Below are 18,059 nucleotides of genomic sequence, written 5' to 3' on the forward strand. Positions count from 1 at the left end.
ATGTAGTAGACCGATCGGTCTAATGCAAGTGAAAAGTGTGAAGGGTTGCAGGATGCGCATTATCAGGCTTCAATGACAGTAAGCGGAAAACAGGGGGGCGATGTGGCAGAGCAGCTGGAGTTTTTCCCGGTTCAAAGTCCTTGCCGGGGTATTTGTCAGTCTGATGAGCGTGGCTATTGCCGCGGCTGCCTGCGTAGCCGCGAAGAGCGCTTCAACTGGCAGCAGTTCACCGATGCTCAGAAACAGGAGGTGCTACGCCTGTGTCGCCAGCGTCTTCTGCGCAAAATCCGCGCAAACAAACCCACAATACCTGAAGAACCCGATCAGCCCTCACTGTTTTAGCGCTGAATGTGCGTATACTCGATGAAATTTTTCTGTTGAGGAAGCATTTATGGTTCAGCGTATTACCCTCGCGCCAAACGGCCCGGAATTCTCCCGCTTTGTAATGGGCTACTGGCGCCTGATGGACTGGAACATGTCCCCGCAGCAGCTGGTCAGCTTTATTGAAGAACATCTGGATCTGGGTGTTACCACGGTCGATCACGCAGATATTTACGGCGGCTACCTGTGCGAAGCGGCCTTTGGTGAAGCCCTGAAGCTGGCTCCGCACCTGCGTTCCCGTATGGAAGTGGTCAGCAAGTGTGGTATCGCGACTACCGCGAATCCGGAAAACGTCATTGGCCACTACATTACCGATCGCGACCATATCGTGCGCAGTGCGGAGCAGTCGCTGAAAAATCTGGCGACGGATCACCTCGATTTACTGCTGATCCACCGTCCGGATCCGCTGATGGATGCCGACGAAGTCGCGGAAGCGTTTACTGAACTGCACCAGAGCGGCAAGGTGCGCCACTTTGGCGTCTCAAACTTCACGCCTGCGCAGTTCTCTCTGTTGCAGTCGCGCCTGCCGTTTACGCTTGCCACTAATCAGGTTGAGCTTTCGCCGGTGCACCAGCCGCTGTTGCTGGACGGCACGCTCGATCAGCTGCAGCAGCTGCGCGTGCGTCCGATGGCGTGGTCCTGCCTCGGCGGCGGTAGCCTGTTCAATGACGACAAATATCAGCCGCTGCGCGATGAGCTGGCTCAGGTAGCGAAAGAACTGAATGCAGAAAGCATTGAGCAGGTGGTCTACGCCTGGGTGATGCGCTTACCGTCTCAGCCATTGCCTATCATTGGCTCAGGTAAAATTGAACGCGTGCGTTCCGCCATTGCGGCAGAGCATCTGGAGATGACCCGCCAACAGTGGTTCCGCATTCGTAAAGCCGCGCTCGGCTACGACGTACCTTAATTCCGCTTTACGCTCTGGTTCCGTCCAAAAAAGTGTCCCTGGTATAGACTTATCAGGGACACTTTCTTTTTGGAGGTTCTATGCAACGAGTCACTCTCACGTTAATTGCGATGGTCATTTCCACGGGCGCGTACGCGGCCAGTACGGATGTGGAGATGAATCTGGTCACTTCCCAGGGCGTTGGGCAATCCATTGGCGAGGTGAAAATTACCGAGACGGATAAAGGGCTGGAATTTGCGCCCGACCTCAAAGCCTTGCCGCCGGGAGAACATGGTTTTCACGTTCACGCCAAAGGGAGCTGTCAACCCGCAATGAAAGAGGGTAAAGCCAGCGCTGCCGAAGCGGCAGGCGGGCATCTGGATCCCGACCATTCGGGTAAGCATGAAGGACCAAACGGCATGGGGCATCTCGGCGATTTGCCGGTGCTGGTGGTCAACAATGACGGTAAGGCTACTCAGCCGGTTCTTGCTCCTCGCCTGAAAAAACTGGATGAAATCAAAGGCAAAGCGCTAATGATCCACGTTGGTGGCGATAATATGTCCGATCAACCCAAACCGCTGGGCGGTGGAGGCGCACGCTATGCCTGCGGCGTTATCAGGTAGCGCTTTCTACGAGCGTGCCTTCCGGCGGAGCCTGTTCCAGCTGGAGTAACGAACAGTACAGGCGCCAGACAATCGACGCCAGTTCGCGAGCTGCGGGCTGGTGGTGGTGGCCGAGCGTTTCATAAATTCGCTGTAGTTCCGTCAGCGCAGAGGCCAGTGGGCGCTGCTGGACGCCACGCTCGCTCATCACATCCCGCAGCAGGCTGATACACAGATCCCTCACCTGAACCAGCGGGTCGGAACGTGTTTCCCAGTCGCGAAGCTGCCAGACAACATGGGAACAGTTCAGCAGCACCACGCCCCAGCGCAGTAGCCAGCGGCGGGCGAGGAGGTCCTGGCTGTTGCTGAGTTGACTGATGTAGTGATAAACCAGCGATTCAAATTCGTGCTCGCTGTGCTGCGGATGGCGGCTGAGCTGATCGACAAAGTGACGCCGTAACGCTCGGATGTGTCGGCGGCTTTTACGCGCATCCGAGCCCGGTTTCAGCACGGCGAAAGCCAGCCACGCCATACCTACGCCGATAATTTTTGCCAGATTGTCGTTCAGAAAACCACCGAAATCATAGACTGGCGGATTCGTCACTGAGATAAACGACCCCATAAATACAATCAGTTGCCCCCACAGCCCCGCATATTTCGGCATCTGTAACTTGAACAGCTGCATCGTAATGATGAGGGGGAACAGAAACAGCAGGAACTGCCACAGATCGCTTATCTGAACCATCAGGCCAAACTTCACCGCAAAGCTGAACAGCGAAAGCCACAGCAGGGTGCGCAACAGCAACGTCAGCGAGTTGAAGGGCGAAGGTGAAACGGAGTACAGGACGCAGCAGATGGCCGCCAGCGTCAGCGCGGCCGGACCTGAAGACCACTGCGTATTGATGGCCCATGCGCCTACGGCAACCAGCGCACAAAAGGTGCGAATACCATTCCATAGCGCTTCGGCGTGGTCGGTCCGGCGGGCGAGCGCAGGCGCTGCCGGTACGTCAAATTCAGTGATGGCCGAGGCGTTTTCCAGCCGCAGGATCCAGCGGTTGGTGCTCAGATAGATACGGCAAAAATAACGCAGCCTTTGCCAGAATGCACGATGGCGGAAATCCTGAGGGTCGTGCGGTGCCAGCGGAGCAATGATCCGTGCCACCGTGTAAGCATCCGCGTTGGGGCGCGCCAGTTCGACAAACAGGTTCTCAAGGACCTCGCGGATGTTCTTCGGAGAATCGGGCCAGTTGACCAGCATACGACGAAGGCTGGAAATCACGCTGGTCAGACGGAGCTGCTGGTGAAGGAGCGCGTTCAGCAGGCTGTTCTGACGACGAAAGCGATAGTGGCTCCAGAAGGCCTGAATGCGCAGCAGGTTCATCGTCAGAATTTGGCCGATCATGCTTTCATGGGCGGTGCGAACGGCATCGCTGTTTTCCGGCTGCCACAGCAGGCTGGCATGTTCGAGAATGCGGGCGTGCATTTTTTTCAGCGCCGTCAGCAGCGCCGTCCCGTCGGAGGTGCTGGGCATGATCATCATCATCATCGCGCCGCACAGAATCCCAAGTATGACCTCGCATACGCGGGCCTGAGCAATGTCCCAGATATGGGTGGCATCTACCACGTTGACCATGGGAAACGCGATGATCGCGCAGGTATATCCCGCAAGCTGGAAGGCGTAGGCGACATTATTCATGTACATCGCGCAGGTCCAGGTGCAGAACGCAATCCACGCTGACAGGCCTAAGAGGAACAGCCACGGATCGGTCAGGGTATGACCGGCAATCAGAATGGCGGCGCAGGCGCCAAGCAGACTTCCGGCGATGCGGCCAAGACTTTTACTGATTACCCCGCCGACGGTCGGAAAGCTGACGACGGCAGCAGAGGTCATCGCCCAGTAGGGCTGATCGAGATTGATATAGTAGGCAAAGCTCAGGGCCAGGCACATCGCAATGCCGTTGCGCAGGGCGTAGCGCCACTGTGGGCGCGTTGCTTTTACCCAGGGGAGTGATTGCCAGGAGAACGCCGGAAAATTCATTACTCACCGCCGAGTGAGACGGTACAGGTGGTGCCGGAAACCAGAACAATATCCTGAGGCAGCTTATCGAACTCAATGCGCACCGGTACGCGCTGCGCCAGCCTTACCCACGGAATGGTGGGTTTGACGTCAGCCACGAGGCTGCCGTCAGCGCCAACGCTTTGATCAGTAATTGCCCGGCCAATGCTGGCTACGTGACCCTGTAACGTTTGTCCGTTGCTGTAAAGCGTGACGTTTGCCGGTACGCCAGGCTGGATATGGCGCAGTTTTGTTTCCTCAAAATAACCGAGCACGTAAAACGAGTGGCTGTCGATCAACGCAAAGACAGGGCGGCCAACGGAGGCGTAATCCCCCGTTCGGGTGGACATATTGGTGACCCAGCCGTCCACAGGTGCCTTGACGTCGGTTTGTGAGAGTTGCCAGTTGGCATGTTCAAGCTCTGCGCTGGCTGCATCCGCACTGGCTTTCGCGGCGGCGACGCTGGCTGCGGCGGCCTCAGCATTGGCTTTTGCCGTTTGCAGCGCAATGTTCACCGTATCGAGATCTTCTGCAGAAATGAAGTTTTTCGGCAGATCACGGCGGCGATCCGCTTCGTGACGAGCCTTCGCCATATCCGCCAGTGCTTTGTCCCGATCGGCCTGCGCTTTTGCCATATCCGACACCGCTTTAGCCTGCTGCGCTTTCGCGTTCATCACCGCAATGCGGAAGGGGGTGGCATCCAGTCTGAACAGCACATCGCCAGCTTTGACCTGCTGGTTATCGCGCACGTTCAGCTCGGTAATGCTGCCGGAAATCTGCGGCGTGATGCTGACCTGCTCGGCGCGAATTTTCCCGTCGCGCGTCCAGGGCGATTGCATGTAGTAGTTCCAGACCAGCCAGACGGCAATCAGAGCCAGCGCCGCAACGAGGAGCGTGGAGAAATATTTTAGTTTTTTCATCAGGTTATTTTACCACGCAACGATCAGCATCAGCGCCGTGCAAACCGCCAGCGCGAACAGGGAGAGATCCATTAAGAGCGGATGCCAGACGTCACCTGCGTACATCCAGTCGCGCAGCAGCCGATGGGCGATAAGCCAGATCGGGAAACCGAGCAGCACCGCTTTAAACAAGGGAGGGAAATAGATGGACGCGCCGACGATTAAATCCTGTAGCGGGAATCCGGGTGTGTTAAAGGTTAGCTCCACGAACAAAATCCTTTGCAAATGTGCCATTACCGCAAACCTGTGGTGACAGGTCGGAATAGTAAACAGTGTAAATCATTGTGTCAGCCTGCGGATGAGGCGATACATTTGTTTTGGTCATTTAAATGCTGCACACTAGTCTAAAATCAGTATAATAACTTAGCAAGCTAATTATAAGGAGATGAAATTGGAATCGCCACTGGGTTCTGATCTGGCACGACTGGTGCGCATTTGGCGTGCTCTGATTGACCATCGCCTGAAACCTCTGGAATTAACGCAGACGCACTGGGTCACGCTGCATAATATTCATCAGCTACCGCCAGAACAGTCGCAAATTCAACTGGCTAAGGCTATCGGCATTGAGCAGCCTTCTCTGGTTCGTACGCTGGATCAGCTGGAAGAGAAAGGTCTGATTTCGCGTCAAACCTGCGCTAATGACCGCCGTGCCAAACGTATCAAGCTGACGGAGAAAGCCGAGCCGCTGATTGAAGATATGGAAGCGGTGATCCGTAAAACGCGGGGAGAAATTCTTTCCGGGATTTCGCCTGAAGAGCTCGACCTTCTGCTTGGGCTCATTCGTAAGCTGGAGCAGAACATCAATGAGCTACAGGCCAGAGATTAAGCGCCAGCTCATCGAATACACAAGGCCCTGCACAGCAGGGCCTTTTTTCTTAATTCAGCCAGACAACCACCCGGTTGCGGCCCTGTTCTTTTGCCTGATACATCGCTTCATCTGCGCGCTGAACGCAAACCTCCTGTTCAGCTTCTTTTTGTGTGGCAGTAAACAGACCCATGCTGATAGTGATTTTCTCCGGAAGATGGCCGTTGCTGCTTACTTCATCATGCTGATAGACCGTCTGACGGATCCGCTCGGCAATTTGCAGTGCGTCACTGGTATCGGTGTCCGTCAGCAGCAGGGCAAACTCTTCACCGCCGATACGGGCCGCAACGTCCTGTTTCCGGGTTGTATCCTGTAAAATTCCAGCGACAAACTGAATCACCTTATCTCCCTGCAGGTGGCCATAGTTGTCATTGATGCGCTTGAAGTGGTCCAGATCGCAGACGATAACCGACACAGGCTTTTCCTGTGAAACTTCAGCCATATGGCGCTTCAGGCTGTCATAGAAGAAGCTGCGATTAAACAGGCGCGTCATCGGGTCACGGATGGAGTTTTGGTAAGAGTCTTCATACTTGCTGTTAGATTCTTTATACAAAGTAAATACGTCGCAGAGCAGAACAAAAATAAGGAACAGCGTTGCGGTTGTTTCAAACAGACGCGACTGATACCAGGAATATCCTTCAGTGGAGACGGCAGGCAGCAGCAGGAAGAGCATGAATATATAAAACGTGCAAAACAGATAGCCGCTGTACCAGAAAATATTTCGCAGGCGGGTCATCGCCAACATAATGATTAACGTCAAACACCAAAGCGCAACCATTCCGCCAGTCAGATAGTTATGCCATAGCGGTGTAAATATTTTAGTCAATTTATCAACAAGTTCAAGACTCATTCCCTCTGAACGACTTGAATATAACCAGGAAAAAATCAACGTTATGACGGTAAAGCCGATAAGTCCGGTAAGAATAAGGATATGATTACGGCGAGTATGAATATCACTATGGCGATATTTGTACAGAAATGTTGAAGTGGTGAACAATATTGCCATCATGACGTTACGGAAAAAATAATAGATGAGGGCGTCATTGACATTCACGCTTGAAACGGATGCGCAGAGCAGCCAGTCAGCGTAGCTGCTGAGGGTGCCGAGCATCAGCACCGACGAGCCGCCAAAGGCGCAGGCAATCGCCATCAGGTATAAACGGTGCTTATCGCACAGGTATTTCATCAGCATAAAGCTGGCAATGAGAATGTGGAACACCATCAGGAAAATGGTCATCACCGGGAAAAGTGCCGGAGTCATCGTAGGAATACGATAAATGACCTGGCTTGAAATAAGATGTAATAAACCGATAAGGAAAAGGGTTGCGCCAAAGAAAACCATTAACCGCCTAAACGGGAAGGATTTATTGCCAAGCATATTAAAAATCTCAACGTGCGGTATTGCAAAGAGCAGCACCAATAAAAGCAGGCATCGGCCTGGAACAGATGAAGTGTAAAATATTCACGAGAGGTAAATATTGCGCAGGCGCAAGTCTGCTTTCAGAAAAATAATAAGTTATATGTCGTAGTGTAAGTTTGATGCAGAAAATGTGAATAAAAGAAGATGAGATGCGTGGAGGTAAATAAAAGCGTGTGGCTATACGCCACACGCCGGATAATTAGCGTGGTGAAACGGTCACCTGGCTGCCATTGCTTGCCATCACGACGCGCTGGCCTGCGGAGAAACGGGTATCGCCCTGTTTCTGCACAACCATGATGGTGTTGCCATCGTCTTTGCGGATTTCCAGCTCAACGCCCTGGGTTTTGTTCACCGCCCCCTGGACACCCTGGCCCGCGACGCCGCCTGCTACAGCACCCGCTGCGGTTGCCAGTGACCGGCCTGTACCGCCCCCGATGGTATTACCGAGGAAGCCACCCAGTACCGCACCGCCAATTGCGCCGATGACGTTAGAATCATCACCGCCCTGAATTTGCACCGGACGCGTGTGGACAATCGTCCCGTAGGTGACATTCTGAACCTGCTTGGCTTCGGATGCAGAATACACGTCCCCGGAGAGGCCGCTGCTGCTGACACAACCTGCAAGCGTGAAACCAATCATTGAAACGGCCAAAACACGTAACATCATTTATGAATCTCCTGTTCACCAAGAAACGCTCTTGAGAGCATCCGTACACCGCAATTATATGGCAATTCTGCGTCGCAGATCATATGTTCTGCGATGATCTGTTTAAAATTGTACACGCTTTGTGCTTAACCAAGGTTAAACCACCGTTGCACCACCAGGCGCAGACGCCTGATTGACGCTGACAGAAGGCCCAATTGTGAAATTTTGTTATTGGATCATGGCATTAAGAAAGTGTTTATGTTTCATTGATGGCTCTCAGTCACGAACTAAGGAAGGCGTATGAAATCGGGTCGCTATATAGGTGTGATGTCGGGGACCAGCCTTGACGGTGTCGATGTGGTGCTGGCGGCAATGGACGATAACATGGTTGCACAACAGGCCAGCCTGTCGTACCCCATTCCCATTGCGCTGAAAGAAGCCATTCTGGCAATCTGTCAGGGGCAGCAGCTGACGCTGTCGCAGTATGGGCAACTGGACACACGCCTTGGCCACTTGTTCGCCGATGCCGTGCTGGCTTTGATGGCACAGGAAAACCTTAAAGCAAGCGACGTGATAGCCATTGGCTGCCACGGTCAGACGGTCTGGCATGAGCCCGACGGCGAGGCGCCGCATACGCTGCAAATTGGTGACAACAACATTGTTGCCGCTCGTACTGGCGTCACGGTAGTGGGTGATTTCCGCCGCCGCGATATTGCGCTGGGCGGGCAGGGGGCGCCGCTGGTGCCCGCCTTTCACCACGCGCTTCTTGCTGACCCGCAGGAGCGGCGCATTGTGCTGAATATCGGCGGCATCGCGAATCTGTCCATGCTGTGTCCTGGTCTGCCGGTAAAAGGGCACGATACCGGGCCGGGTAATATGCTGATGGATGCCTGGATTTGGCGTCAGTGCGGCAAGCCTTACGACAAAGACGCCGAGTGGGCAAGCTCAGGGAAGGTGATCCTTCCGCTGCTCCAGGAGATGCTGAGCGATCCGTGGTTTGCACTACCGGCGCCGAAAAGCACCGGGCGTGAATATTTCAACTATGGGTGGCTGGAACGCCAGCTGGCGAAGCACCCAGGGCTGGCGGCTAAAGACGTGATGACTACACTGACGGAGCTCACTGCCGTAACCATCAGCGAACAGGTGCTGCTGAGCGGCGGCTGCGAACGTTTACTGGTGTGCGGTGGTGGTAGCCGTAATCCGCTGCTGATGGCGCGTCTCGCAGGACTGCTACCGGGAACGGAAGTGTCGACAACCGACGAAGCAGGCGTCAGCGGCGATGATATGGAAGGGCTGGCGTTTGCCTGGCTTGCCTGGCGTACGCTGAACGGCCTGCCGGGGAATTTACCTTCCGTAACAGGCGCCAGCGAGTCGACGGTACTGGGCGCTATTTTCCCTGCCAACCCGGTGCAGAATCAGAGTTAACTGACTGAGTCGTTTTCACATTGCCGATACAATAGCCGCGTAATGGGAGGGCATCAGCCCTCCGGGACCGGGAAAGTCTTAAGGCAAGCCAATGAAAAAAATACCCCTCGCTGCAGTCACGCTGATATTACCCCTGATGCTCTCCGGATGTAGCTACTACAGCCAGTTTGTGGAGCGAATGAACACAGATACCCTCGAATATAAGTGTGACGAAAAGCCGCTTACCGTTCACCTGAACAACACTCGCCAGCAGGTGAGTTTCATCTATGATAATCAGCAGCAAACGCTGACGCAGGGCATTTCTGCCTCCGGTGCGCGATACACCGACGGTATCTATGTCTTCTGGTCGAAGGGCGACAGTGCGACGGTCTACAAACGTGACCGTATCGTACTGAATAACTGCCAGTTGCAAAATCCGAAGCGTTGAGATTTTACTGAGGGCGGCGCACAATAGCGCCACCTGAAGACAACATCGAAAACGCCATGTCTGACAACGACGATCTGCAGCAAATCGCGCATCTGCGCCGTGAGTATACCCGTGGCGGCCTGCGCCGCCGCGATCTTCCCGCTGAACCTCTGGCGCTGTTTGAGCGCTGGCTGGGCCAGGCCTGCGAGGCCAGGCTGGCCGATCCGACTGCAATGGTGGTAGCCACCGTCGACGAAAACGGTCAACCTTATCAGCGTATTGTGCTGCTCAAGCACTACGACGAAAAAGGGCTGGTGTTCTATACCAACCTGGGCAGCCGTAAAGCGCATCATCTCGAACAAAATCCGCGCATCAGCCTGCTGTTCCCCTGGCATATGCTGGAGCGTCAGGTGATGGTAACCGGCAAAGCCGAGCGTCTGTCGACAATTGAGGTAGTGAAATACTTCCACAGCCGCCCACGCGACAGCCAGATCGGTGCCTGGGTGTCGAAGCAGTCCAGCCGTATTTCGGCGCGCGGGATCCTCGAAAGCAAATTCCTTGAGCTTAAGCAAAAGTTCCAGCAGGGCGAAGTGCCGCTGCCGAGCTTCTGGGGCGGATACCGCATCAGCATTGAGTCGATGGAGTTCTGGCAGGGCGGTGAACACCGTCTGCACGATCGATTTATGTATCAGCGCGAAGGCGACGCCTGGAAAATTGACCGCCTCGCGCCGTGATCCCATATTTGTTGCGTTAAGCGCTGGCACAACACGGGCTGGCGTTTTATTCTATGGGCCTTTCGCAAATGGCGAAACGTCGTGTACCGGCTAAGGTGCAGTCTGTTTTATACATGGAGACTTTGATGGCGAGCAGTAACTTGATTAAACAATTGCAAGAGCGGGGCCTTGTGGCTCAGGTGACGGACGAGGATGCGTTAGCAGAGCGACTGGCGCAGGGCCCGATCGCGCTCTATTGCGGCTTCGATCCTACCGCTGACAGCTTGCATTTGGGGCATCTTGTTCCCCTGTTATGCCTGAAACGCTTCCAGGAAGCGGGCCACAAGCCTGTGGCGCTGGTCGGTGGAGCTACTGGTCTTATCGGCGATCCAAGCTTCAAGGCCGCAGAGCGTAAGCTGAACACCGAAGACACCGTTCAGGAATGGGTGGAGAAAATCCGTAAGCAGGTGGCGCCTTTCCTTGATTTCGACTGCGGCAGCAACTCCGCCATTGCGGCGAACAACTACGACTGGTTCGGTGGCATGAACGTGCTGACCTTCCTGCGCGACATCGGTAAACACTTTTCCGTTAACCAGATGATCAACAAGGAAGCGGTGAAGCAGCGTCTGAACCGTGACGATCAGGGGATCTCCTTTACCGAATTCTCCTACAACCTGCTGCAGGGCTACGACTTCGCCTGCCTGAATAACCTGCACGGCGTGGCGCTGCAAATCGGTGGCTCCGACCAGTGGGGTAACATCACCTCCGGCATCGATCTGACCCGTCGTCTGCACCAGAATCAGGTGTTTGGCCTGACCGTGCCGCTGATCACCAAAGCCGACGGCACCAAATTCGGCAAAACCGAAGGTGGTGCGGTATGGCTGGATCCGAAGAAAACCAGCCCGTACAAATTCTACCAGTTCTGGATCAACACCGCAGATGCGGACGTGTATCGCTTCCTGAAGTTCTTCACCTTCATGGACATTGCTGAAATCAATGCCCTGGAAGAAGAAGACAAAAACAGCGGCAAAGCGCCGCGTGCCCAGTATGTACTGGCAGAGCAGGTGACGCGCCTGGTTCACGGCGAAGAAGGCCTGGAAGCAGCGAAACGCATCACCGCAAGCCTGTTCAACGGTACGCTGAGCGACCTTAGCGAAGCGGACTTCGAGCAGCTGGCGCAGGACGGTGTGCCGATGGTCGAAATGGAAAAAGGTGCCGACCTGATGCAGGCGCTGGTGGATTCCGAACTTCAGCCATCCCGTGGTCAGGCACGTAAAACTATCGCCTCCAACGCGGTCACCATCAACGGTGAAAAGCAGACTGACCCGGAATACACCTTCGCCGACAGCGATCGCCTCTTCGGACGTTACACGCTGCTGCGTCGCGGTAAGAAAAACTACTGCCTGGTGTGCTGGAAATAATACAGAAGCCCGGCAGCGTGGGCTTACCGGGCCTACTAAAAGCGTTATATTCGTAGGCCTGTCTAAGCGAAGCGCCGTCAGGCAACCAGCCAAACAAAAGGCCGCATAAGCGGCCTTTTTTACGTCTGTCTGAAACGATCAGCTTAACCCTTCAGCCGCCAAAGCCGCCGTCACGCCCGGGCGAGCGGCAACGCGTGCCATATAGGCTTCAATGTTTTTCAGGCCGCTCATGTCGAGTTTAACGGCACGGGCCCAGCGCAGAACGGTAAACAGGTAACCATCGGCAATGGTAAAGCGATTTCCGCTAATCCACTCGTTGTCGCGCAGTGAGTCGTTCACGTAGCTCAGTTTCTTCTCAAGCAGGGCGCGGACGGTCGGTTTGAAGTCTTCCGGAGTATCAGGACGGAACAGCGGCGTAAAGCCTTTGTGCAGCTCTGTCGCGATGTAGTTGAGCCACTCCAGCGTCTTATAGCGCGCAATGCTGCCCGCAGGGGCCAGCAGCTGGCGGTCTGCTTTGGTGTCGGCGATATACTGCATAATCGCCACGCCCTCGGTCAGCAGCGTGTTGTCATCCAGCAGCAGGGCTGGCACCTGACCTTTTGGGTTGACCTGCCAAAAATCTTCCCCGTTTTCCAGCTGCTTTTTCGCAAGATCAACGCCTACCAGCGAGAAGTCCATGCCGCTTTCACGCAAAGCGATGTGAGAAGCGAGAGAACAGGCACCGGGCTTGTAGAACAATTTCATGACGAACTCCTTTGGACACAGATGTGCTCTCTATCCTGATGTGGCGACAGGTAAAAAACAAGGTTCATCGCATTTAGCGCGAACAAAAAAAAGCCGCTGAACGTGTCAGCGGCTGAATTTTTCGTTTTCCGGATGAGGCTTACGCCGTTGCGGTCTCGCGCGCTTTTGCGGTAGCAGCATCATCGTCGAGCGTCATGCGGTTCAGCTTCGGTGCGGTCAGCATCATCAGCACCGCGATAACGCCGGTAGCGATACCGATTTTCAGGAACACATCACCGTAGACGTTCAGGGACATCAGCGGATCGGTTACGTTTTCCGGAACAGCCATCAGGTTCGCGATTTTACCTGCGATAATTGCGGCTCCCGCTGTTGTCAGGAACCAGCTACCCATGATGAAGCCCATCAGGCGCTGTGGAACCAGCTGTGCGACCATTGCCAGGCCCAGACCGGAGATCATCAGCTCGCCGATAGACTGCAGCGCATAGCTCAGAATCAGCCAGTTAACGGAAACGATACCCGCGTCGGTGGCGAACTTGGTGCCCAGCGGCAGAACCAGGAACGCACCGGAGCACAGCACCATACCGACGGCAAACTTGTGCGGCATCGGCAGACGGTCGCCCATCTTGTTGTAGATAGCGGCCAGAATCGGGCTACCAATCATGATCCAGAACGGGTTCAGGGCCTGGAACTGCTCCGGCTCGAATGCGATACCCAGAATAGAATGCTCAACGTTGCGGATAGCAAAGAAGTTCAGAGAGGTTGGCATCTGGCTGTAGAGCACGAAGAAGACAATCGCTTCCAGCATCAGAAGGAAGGCTACAATCATCTTACGACGCGCGGCGCCTTTCATCGCAAAGGCTTCTTTAGCGAAGATGCAGATGATACCCAGAGCAACAACACCCAGAACCGCACGAGCAACGCCCTGGTTATGCAGCAGCCAGGTTGCGATGGTGACCAGCACCACAACGCCGACGATAGTTGCCAGCAGTTTGCCAACGTGTACCGGTGCGAAGTCAGGTTTAGAACCGTACTGCTTAACCCATTTCTGGCAGAACGCGAAGTTCACCACGGTGATCAGCATACCGACCACGCTCAGGGCAAACGCGGTGCTCCAGCCGTATTTCGCGGCAAGCCACGGGGTCGCCAGCATAGAGAAGAAGGAACCGATGTTCACGGACATGTAGTACATGGTGAATGCACCGTCCAGACGCGGGTCGTTTTTATCGTAGCAGGTAGAGAGCAGGGAAGACGGGTTAGCTTTGAACAGGCCGTTACCGACCGCAATGGTCGCCATACCCATATAAACCACCGCCGCGTCGTGACCGGAGAAAGCCACCAGCGCATAACCGATCGCCAGAACGACGGCACCGAGCATGATAACGCGTTTGGTACCCAGGACTTTATCGCCCAGCCAGCCGCCAACGGCAACCAGACCATAGACCAGAGCACTGAAAGAGGAGAACAGCGTAATAGAGTCCGCTTCTGACATACCCAGTTGTTTTACCAGGTAAACGGCCATAATCCCTTGCAGGCCGTAGAAGCCAAAACGTTCCCAAAGTTCAATGGAGAAAATCAGGTAGAACGCTTTTGGCTGTTTGAAAGCGTTAAGACTCACGCTTTCGTCTGTTGGTTTATTGTTTGCAGTAGACACTTATACCTCTTTTTTACATCCCATATTAACGGGGGTGGTGGGCGTGACGTTCGTTTCGACATCCGCCTTATAGTTATTCTTGGAGGGGAAAACGGCAGGTAATGTTCACTATCCGGGGCGATCGCACAAGGGGTTTGTAATACTCTGTTACACATAACGGAGGCGTTATAATCGTCCGTTCATACAAATGTTATTTAGTGTTTAACTTTGCCGTTTCGCTCCATCCAGATTTTTTCACTAAAAGCGAGCCCGTTTCTTCGCCTTGTGGCGATATGTTCTGCTGTTTTGCCTGTGGTGTAGTTATATAGGCCATTAATCCTAAAAATAGTGGTGATATGTCTGGTTAAAAAACGACTAACCCCTGCATCAGCAAAGGCTTGGCTGCGATTTGATAACAAATAAGTAACCTGATGTTATCGTGGTGATCCAGATCACATTTGTATAGAAAATTCAGCTGAGAAAAAAACGATTAACCTGTCCGGACGATTAACCACCGGATTATTCGTTATCATTGCAGGGAGGTATGGGGTAAATGCAGGGGAGAAACGCCGGATTGCGACACGGCGTTAAAGCAGTCAGAAATCGACTTTCTCTTTAAATTCACACAGATCTTCAATCAGGCAGGAGCCGCAGCGTGGCTTGCGGGCGATGCAGGTGTAGCGGCCGTGCAGGATCAACCAGTGATGGCAGTCCACTTTGAATTCGGCAGGAACGACCTTCAGTAGCTTTTCTTCCACCTGCTCAACGTTTTTCCCTGGCGCAAAGTTGGTGCGGTTACAGACGCGGAAAATGTGGGTATCAACGGCAATCGTTGGCCAGCCGAAGGCGGTGTTCAGCACCACGTTTGCCGTTTTGCGCCCGACGCCGGGCAGGGCTTCCAGCGCGGCTCTGTCTTCCGGGACCATGCTTCCGTGCTGTTCAATCAAAATGCGGCAGGTTTTAATCACGTTCTCAGCCTTGCTGTTAAACAGGCCGATGGTTTTGATGTATTCCTTTACGCCGTCTACGCCGAGTGCCAGCATCGCTTCCGGCGTATTCGCTACCGGATAGAGCTTCGCGGTCGCTTTGTTAACGCTGACGTCTGTGGCCTGGGCCGAAAGCAGGACGGCAATCAGCAGTTCAAAAGGCGTGGAGAAATTCAGTTCGGTTGTGGGATGCGGATTGTTGTCACGCAATCGGGTCAGGATTTCATGACGCTTCTCTTTATTCATCAGGCTTTCCCTGTGGTGGTTTTCACGTCCGGTGTCACTTCACAATGGTTACGCACGGTGCTGGCTTTCTGCTTCGCGCGCTGATCGATAAGGTATTTGATCGCCAGCAGCATGCCAAGGCCGATAAATGCGCCCGGCGGCAGCATCGCCAGCAGGAACGGCGTATCGGTATGGAACACTTCGATTCTCAGCGCTTTGGCCCAGCCGCCCAGCAGGCCGTCGGCGCCGTCAAACAGCGTGCCGTTACCTAAAATTTCGCGCAGGGATCCCAGCACGAACATCGCGCAGGTTGCTCCCAGGCCGATGGAAAAACCATCCAGCGCCGAAAGCATAGGGCCTTTTTTGGCGGCGAAGGCTTCCGCACGTCCTACCACGATACAGTTGGTCACGATAAGCGGAATAAAAATGCCGAGTGACTGATAGAGCCCAAAGGCATAGGCGTTAATCAGCATCTGCACTGAGCTCACCACCGAGGCAATGATCATCACGTAAATGGGAATGCGGATCTCCGGCGGCGTCCACTTACGCAGCAGGGAGATAAACAGGTTGGTCAGGGTCAGCACCAGGGTGGTCGCCAGTCCCAACCCGAGCGCATTGGTAGCAGTAGATGTGACCGCCAGTAGCGGGCAAAGGCCCAAAAGCTGTACCAGCGAGGAGTTGTTTTTCCATAATCCCTGGACGATGACGTCTTTAATTTCGCTCATGATTTACTCTTCACAAGGGGGGAGTTCGTTTATCTGTGCCGGTAAAGTCTGCGCAAACAGGCCTGCACGTTTCACCGCGTTAACCACCGCGCGCGGCGTGATGGTCGCACCGGTAAACTGATCAAAATCACCGCCGTCTTTTTTCACCGCCCAATGGCTGTCGTCTGTGCCGTGAATGATTTTCCCGGCAAAACGCGTGATCCAGTCGCCGTGCTTCATCTCAATTTTATCACCCAGGCCCGGCGTTTCGTGATGTTCCGTTACACGTGTACCGAGCACGGTGCCGTTGAAATCAGCCCCGACCAGCAGTTGAATTGCGCCGGAATAACCGTCGGGTGCCGTGGCTTCCATTACGACCGCAACCGGTGCGTCGTCTTTACGCGCAATATAGACTTTATGGGTGCCTTTACCGAGCGCCGGATCGTTCAGCAGGTAACAGCTTTTCAGCAGATCGTTATTATAGCTACCCGGCACAATGACCTGGTCGAACAGCGCCATCTGCTGCTTTGCCGCCTGGCTGTCAATGGTGTTTTTGGTCATCTGGTTGATGATGGCAGTCGTTCCGGTAGCGCCGGCGGCGAAGAGAGCCAGCGTGATGCCGTGTTTGCGAATCGTTGTCAGCATGGTCGGTCTCAGCGGTGTCCGTAAACGCGTGGGCGCGTGTAGTAGTCAATCAGCGGAACGGTGATATTGGCGAGCAGGGTGGCGAAGGCCACGCCGTCCGGATAGCCGCCAAAGCTGCGAATCAGCCACACCAGCAGGCCCGCCAGCGCACCGTATACCAGGCGCCCACGGTTGGTCGTCGAGGCCGTCACCGGGTCGGTCAGAATGAAGAAGGCGCCCAGCATGGTGGCGCCGGACAGCATATGCATCTGCGGAGAAGCCAGGCTCTCCGGGGAGAAGATCCAGCCGAGCGTAGAGCAAATCGCCAGCGTCAGCAGGAAACTCACCGGAATGTGCCAGCGAATGGTTCGCTGCCAGATCAGGAACAGACCACCCAGCAGGTATGCCACGTTCACCCACTGCCAGCCAATGCCCGCCAGCGCGCCACGGTAAATGGCTCCGTTGAGGATCTCATTCACGCTGTGACCCGCATGCAGAGACGTTTTGAAGTTGTCGAGCGGCGTCGCCTGGCTGATGCCGTCAACGCCCATGCGCAGGGTATTGATATCGGCACCTGCTGCCGTGTGGCCGCTGAAAATTATCTGCACGACGTCCATAAAGCCTGGCGTATTTGCTGCGATCGCCTGCGGCGGCAGCCAGGAAGTCATCTGCACCGGGAAGGAGATCAGCAGCACGACGTAGCCGATCATTGCCGGGTTAAAGGGATTGTGACCGAGGCCGCCGTAAAGCTGTTTGGCTATGATTACCGCGAACGCCGTGCCGAGCACAATCATCCACCAGGGGGCGGTAGAAGGAATACTGATCGCCAGCAGCAGGCCGGTCAGCAGAGCCGAGTTATCGCTAAGCGTTTGCCCGATACTCTGCTTACGCAGACGCAAAATAGCCGCTTCGGCGCCCCAGGCCGTCACGCTTGCCAGCAGGAGCTGAATCAGCGTGCCCCAGCCGAAAAACCAGGTCTGTACAGCGATGCCTGGAATAGCCGCCAGCAGCACCAGCAGCATAATTCGCGAGGTCTGGCGATGGTTATGGGTATAAGGGGAGCTTGCGATTTTAAAAACCATTTATTCCTCGTTCACTGCCTGTTTTTCTGCTTTACGCGCCTTTGCGCGTGCGATAGCCGCTTCAACGGCGGCTTTGCGCGGGTCAATAGCTTCATCGACAGATTCATTTGCCGCCTGTTGTTCGGCCTTGCGCGCTTTGGCGCGGGCGATAGCTGCTTCAACGGCGGCTTTACGCGGGTCAACGGTTTCCGCGACAGGCTCGGCTGTTGCCTGCTGTTCAGCCTTGCGGGCTTTGGCGCGGGCGATAGCTGCTTCAACGGCGGCTTTACGCGGGTCAACGGTTT

Annotated in this window: 19 protein-coding genes and 1 pseudogene; 8 read left to right on the forward strand and 12 right to left on the reverse strand. The window is 54.8% G+C overall.

Annotation, left to right across the window (positions count from 1 at the left end; all coding sequences use genetic code 11):
• Positions 1–72 precede the first annotated feature (72 nt).
• The 3 genes from RTU33_RS19870 (at position 73) to sodC (ending at position 1,890) form a co-directional block, all read left to right on the forward strand.
• Positions 73–342, forward strand: coding sequence for a DUF1289 domain-containing protein (locus tag RTU33_RS19870; RefSeq protein ID WP_312629676.1), 270 nt, complete (start codon positions 73–75; stop codon positions 340–342).
• A 49-nt stretch (positions 343–391) separates the two neighbouring features.
• Entirely contained in the window at positions 392–1,288 is an 897-nt protein-coding gene (locus tag RTU33_RS19875; protein ID WP_312629678.1) for an aldo/keto reductase family oxidoreductase, read from the forward strand.
• An 80-nt stretch (positions 1,289–1,368) separates the two neighbouring features.
• The gene (sodC, locus tag RTU33_RS19880) at positions 1,369–1,890 is read left to right on the forward strand and encodes a superoxide dismutase [Cu-Zn] SodC (RefSeq protein ID WP_312629680.1); all 522 of its coding nucleotides are present in this window, start codon (positions 1,369–1,371) and stop codon (positions 1,888–1,890) included.
• Here the strand turns inward: sodC and RTU33_RS19885 are convergent.
• Genes RTU33_RS19885 through RTU33_RS19895 form a run of 3 tightly spaced genes read right to left on the reverse strand, consistent with a single transcriptional unit; the run spans position 1,883 to position 5,091 of the window.
• Positions 1,883–3,907 (reverse strand): FUSC family protein, encoded by a 2,025-nt coding sequence (locus RTU33_RS19885; protein WP_312629682.1) that lies wholly within the window; start codon positions 3,905–3,907, stop codon positions 1,883–1,885. The two genes, sodC and RTU33_RS19885, sit on opposite strands and share 8 nt — an antisense overlap.
• Positions 3,907–4,845, reverse strand: coding sequence for an HlyD family secretion protein (locus RTU33_RS19890; protein ID WP_312629684.1), 939 nt, complete (start codon positions 4,843–4,845; stop codon positions 3,907–3,909). The genes RTU33_RS19885 and RTU33_RS19890 overlap by 1 nt, the downstream gene beginning before the upstream one ends.
• Before the next feature lie 9 nt (positions 4,846–4,854).
• Positions 4,855–5,091, reverse strand: coding sequence for a DUF1656 domain-containing protein (locus RTU33_RS19895; RefSeq protein WP_312629686.1), 237 nt, complete (start codon positions 5,089–5,091; stop codon positions 4,855–4,857).
• A 178-nt stretch (positions 5,092–5,269) separates the two neighbouring features.
• Here RTU33_RS19895 and slyA point away from each other — a divergent pair, with 178 nt between their 5' ends.
• Positions 5,270–5,710, forward strand: a complete 441-nt coding sequence (slyA, locus tag RTU33_RS19900) for a transcriptional regulator SlyA (RefSeq protein ID WP_312629688.1) — start codon at positions 5,270–5,272, stop codon at positions 5,708–5,710.
• Positions 5,711–5,759: 49 nt separating this feature from the next.
• Here slyA and RTU33_RS19905 read toward each other — a convergent pair whose 3' ends face one another.
• Complete coding sequence (locus tag RTU33_RS19905) at positions 5,760–7,127, reverse strand: MASE4 domain-containing protein (protein WP_409438266.1); 1,368 nt, start codon at positions 7,125–7,127, stop codon at positions 5,760–5,762.
• 241 nt (positions 7,128–7,368) lie between these two features.
• The gene (gene slyB, locus RTU33_RS19910; RefSeq protein WP_312629692.1) at positions 7,369–7,836 is read right to left on the reverse strand and encodes an outer membrane lipoprotein SlyB; all 468 of its coding nucleotides are present in this window, start codon (positions 7,834–7,836) and stop codon (positions 7,369–7,371) included.
• Positions 7,837–8,115: 279 nt separating this feature from the next.
• On the opposite strand from slyB, the gene anmK reads away from it, so the two are divergent.
• The 4 genes from anmK to tyrS all read left to right on the forward strand — a co-directional run bounded on the left by anmK (position 8,116) and on the right by tyrS (position 11,780).
• Positions 8,116–9,240, forward strand: a complete 1,125-nt coding sequence (gene anmK / locus RTU33_RS19915; RefSeq protein WP_312629694.1) for an anhydro-N-acetylmuramic acid kinase — start codon at positions 8,116–8,118, stop codon at positions 9,238–9,240.
• Between the two features lie 91 nt (positions 9,241–9,331).
• On the forward strand, positions 9,332–9,667 hold the full coding sequence (gene mliC, locus RTU33_RS19920) for a C-type lysozyme inhibitor (protein WP_312629696.1): 336 nt from the start codon (positions 9,332–9,334) through the stop codon (positions 9,665–9,667).
• A gap of 56 nt (positions 9,668–9,723) precedes the next feature.
• Positions 9,724–10,380 (forward strand): pyridoxamine 5'-phosphate oxidase, encoded by a 657-nt coding sequence (gene pdxH, locus RTU33_RS19925; protein WP_312629698.1) that lies wholly within the window; start codon positions 9,724–9,726, stop codon positions 10,378–10,380.
• Between the two features lie 125 nt (positions 10,381–10,505).
• Positions 10,506–11,780, forward strand: a complete 1,275-nt coding sequence (gene tyrS, locus RTU33_RS19930; RefSeq protein ID WP_312629700.1) for a tyrosine--tRNA ligase — start codon at positions 10,506–10,508, stop codon at positions 11,778–11,780.
• Between the two features lie 138 nt (positions 11,781–11,918).
• On the opposite strand, the gene gstA is transcribed toward tyrS, so the two are convergent.
• From gstA to RTU33_RS19965, 7 genes and pseudogenes are all read right to left on the reverse strand, one after another.
• On the reverse strand, positions 11,919–12,524 hold the full coding sequence (gene gstA / locus RTU33_RS19935) for a glutathione transferase GstA (protein WP_312629702.1): 606 nt from the start codon (positions 12,522–12,524) through the stop codon (positions 11,919–11,921).
• A gap of 139 nt (positions 12,525–12,663) precedes the next feature.
• Positions 12,664–14,175 (reverse strand): dipeptide/tripeptide permease DtpA, encoded by a 1,512-nt coding sequence (gene dtpA / locus RTU33_RS19940; RefSeq protein WP_312629704.1) that lies wholly within the window; start codon positions 14,173–14,175, stop codon positions 12,664–12,666.
• A gap of 575 nt (positions 14,176–14,750) precedes the next feature.
• A complete protein-coding gene (gene nth / locus RTU33_RS19945; protein ID WP_312629705.1) occupies positions 14,751–15,386 on the reverse strand; it encodes an endonuclease III in 636 nt (211 codons plus the stop codon).
• Positions 15,386–16,090 carry an electron transport complex subunit E gene (locus tag RTU33_RS19950; RefSeq protein WP_312629706.1) on the reverse strand — a complete coding sequence of 235 codons (705 nt, stop codon included), beginning with the start codon at positions 16,088–16,090 and terminating at the stop codon, positions 15,386–15,388. Before RTU33_RS19950 ends, nth begins: the two co-directional genes overlap by 1 nt.
• 3 nt (positions 16,091–16,093) lie before the next feature.
• Positions 16,094–16,714: an electron transport complex subunit RsxG gene (gene rsxG, locus RTU33_RS19955; RefSeq protein ID WP_312629708.1), complete on the reverse strand. Its 621-nt coding sequence runs from the start codon at positions 16,712–16,714 to the stop codon at positions 16,094–16,096.
• Positions 16,715–16,722: 8 nt separating this feature from the next.
• Positions 16,723–17,775: an electron transport complex subunit RsxD gene (rsxD, locus tag RTU33_RS19960; RefSeq protein WP_312629710.1), complete on the reverse strand. Its 1,053-nt coding sequence runs from the start codon at positions 17,773–17,775 to the stop codon at positions 16,723–16,725.
• Positions 17,776–18,059: pseudogene (locus RTU33_RS19965) on the reverse strand (electron transport complex subunit RsxC); the annotation flags it as partial.

The organism is Scandinavium sp. (assembly GCF_032012665.1).
GTDB lineage: Bacteria > Pseudomonadota > Gammaproteobacteria > Enterobacterales > Enterobacteriaceae > Scandinavium.

Bases quoted from the DNA above. Each gene is read 5' to 3' on its own strand.
- RTU33_RS19870 (WP_312629676.1), top strand. From the start codon at position 73: ATGACAGTAAGCGGAAAACAGGGGGGCGATGTGGCAGAGCAGCTGGAG.
- RTU33_RS19875 (WP_312629678.1), top strand. From the start codon at position 392: ATGGTTCAGCGTATTACCCTCGCGCCAAACGGCCCGGAATTCTCCCGC.
- sodC (WP_312629680.1), top strand. From the start codon at position 1,369: ATGCAACGAGTCACTCTCACGTTAATTGCGATGGTCATTTCCACGGGC.
- RTU33_RS19885 (WP_312629682.1), bottom strand. From the start codon at position 3,907: ATGAATTTTCCGGCGTTCTCCTGGCAATCACTCCCCTGGGTAAAAGCA.
- RTU33_RS19890 (WP_312629684.1), bottom strand. From the start codon at position 4,845: ATGAAAAAACTAAAATATTTCTCCACGCTCCTCGTTGCGGCGCTGGCT.
- slyA (WP_312629688.1), top strand. From the start codon at position 5,270: ATGAAATTGGAATCGCCACTGGGTTCTGATCTGGCACGACTGGTGCGC.
- RTU33_RS19905 (WP_409438266.1), bottom strand. From the start codon at position 7,127: ATGCTTGGCAATAAATCCTTCCCGTTTAGGCGGTTAATGGTTTTCTTT.
- slyB (WP_312629692.1), bottom strand. From the start codon at position 7,836: ATGATGTTACGTGTTTTGGCCGTTTCAATGATTGGTTTCACGCTTGCA.
- anmK (WP_312629694.1), top strand. From the start codon at position 8,116: ATGAAATCGGGTCGCTATATAGGTGTGATGTCGGGGACCAGCCTTGAC.
- mliC (WP_312629696.1), top strand. From the start codon at position 9,332: ATGAAAAAAATACCCCTCGCTGCAGTCACGCTGATATTACCCCTGATG.
- pdxH (WP_312629698.1), top strand. From the start codon at position 9,724: ATGTCTGACAACGACGATCTGCAGCAAATCGCGCATCTGCGCCGTGAG.
- tyrS (WP_312629700.1), top strand. From the start codon at position 10,506: ATGGCGAGCAGTAACTTGATTAAACAATTGCAAGAGCGGGGCCTTGTG.
- gstA (WP_312629702.1), bottom strand. From the start codon at position 12,524: ATGAAATTGTTCTACAAGCCCGGTGCCTGTTCTCTCGCTTCTCACATC.
- nth (WP_312629705.1), bottom strand. From the start codon at position 15,386: ATGAATAAAGAGAAGCGTCATGAAATCCTGACCCGATTGCGTGACAAC.
- RTU33_RS19950 (WP_312629706.1), bottom strand. From the start codon at position 16,090: ATGAGCGAAATTAAAGACGTCATCGTCCAGGGATTATGGAAAAACAAC.
- rsxG (WP_312629708.1), bottom strand. From the start codon at position 16,714: ATGCTGACAACGATTCGCAAACACGGCATCACGCTGGCTCTCTTCGCC.
- rsxD (WP_312629710.1), bottom strand. From the start codon at position 17,775: ATGGTTTTTAAAATCGCAAGCTCCCCTTATACCCATAACCATCGCCAG.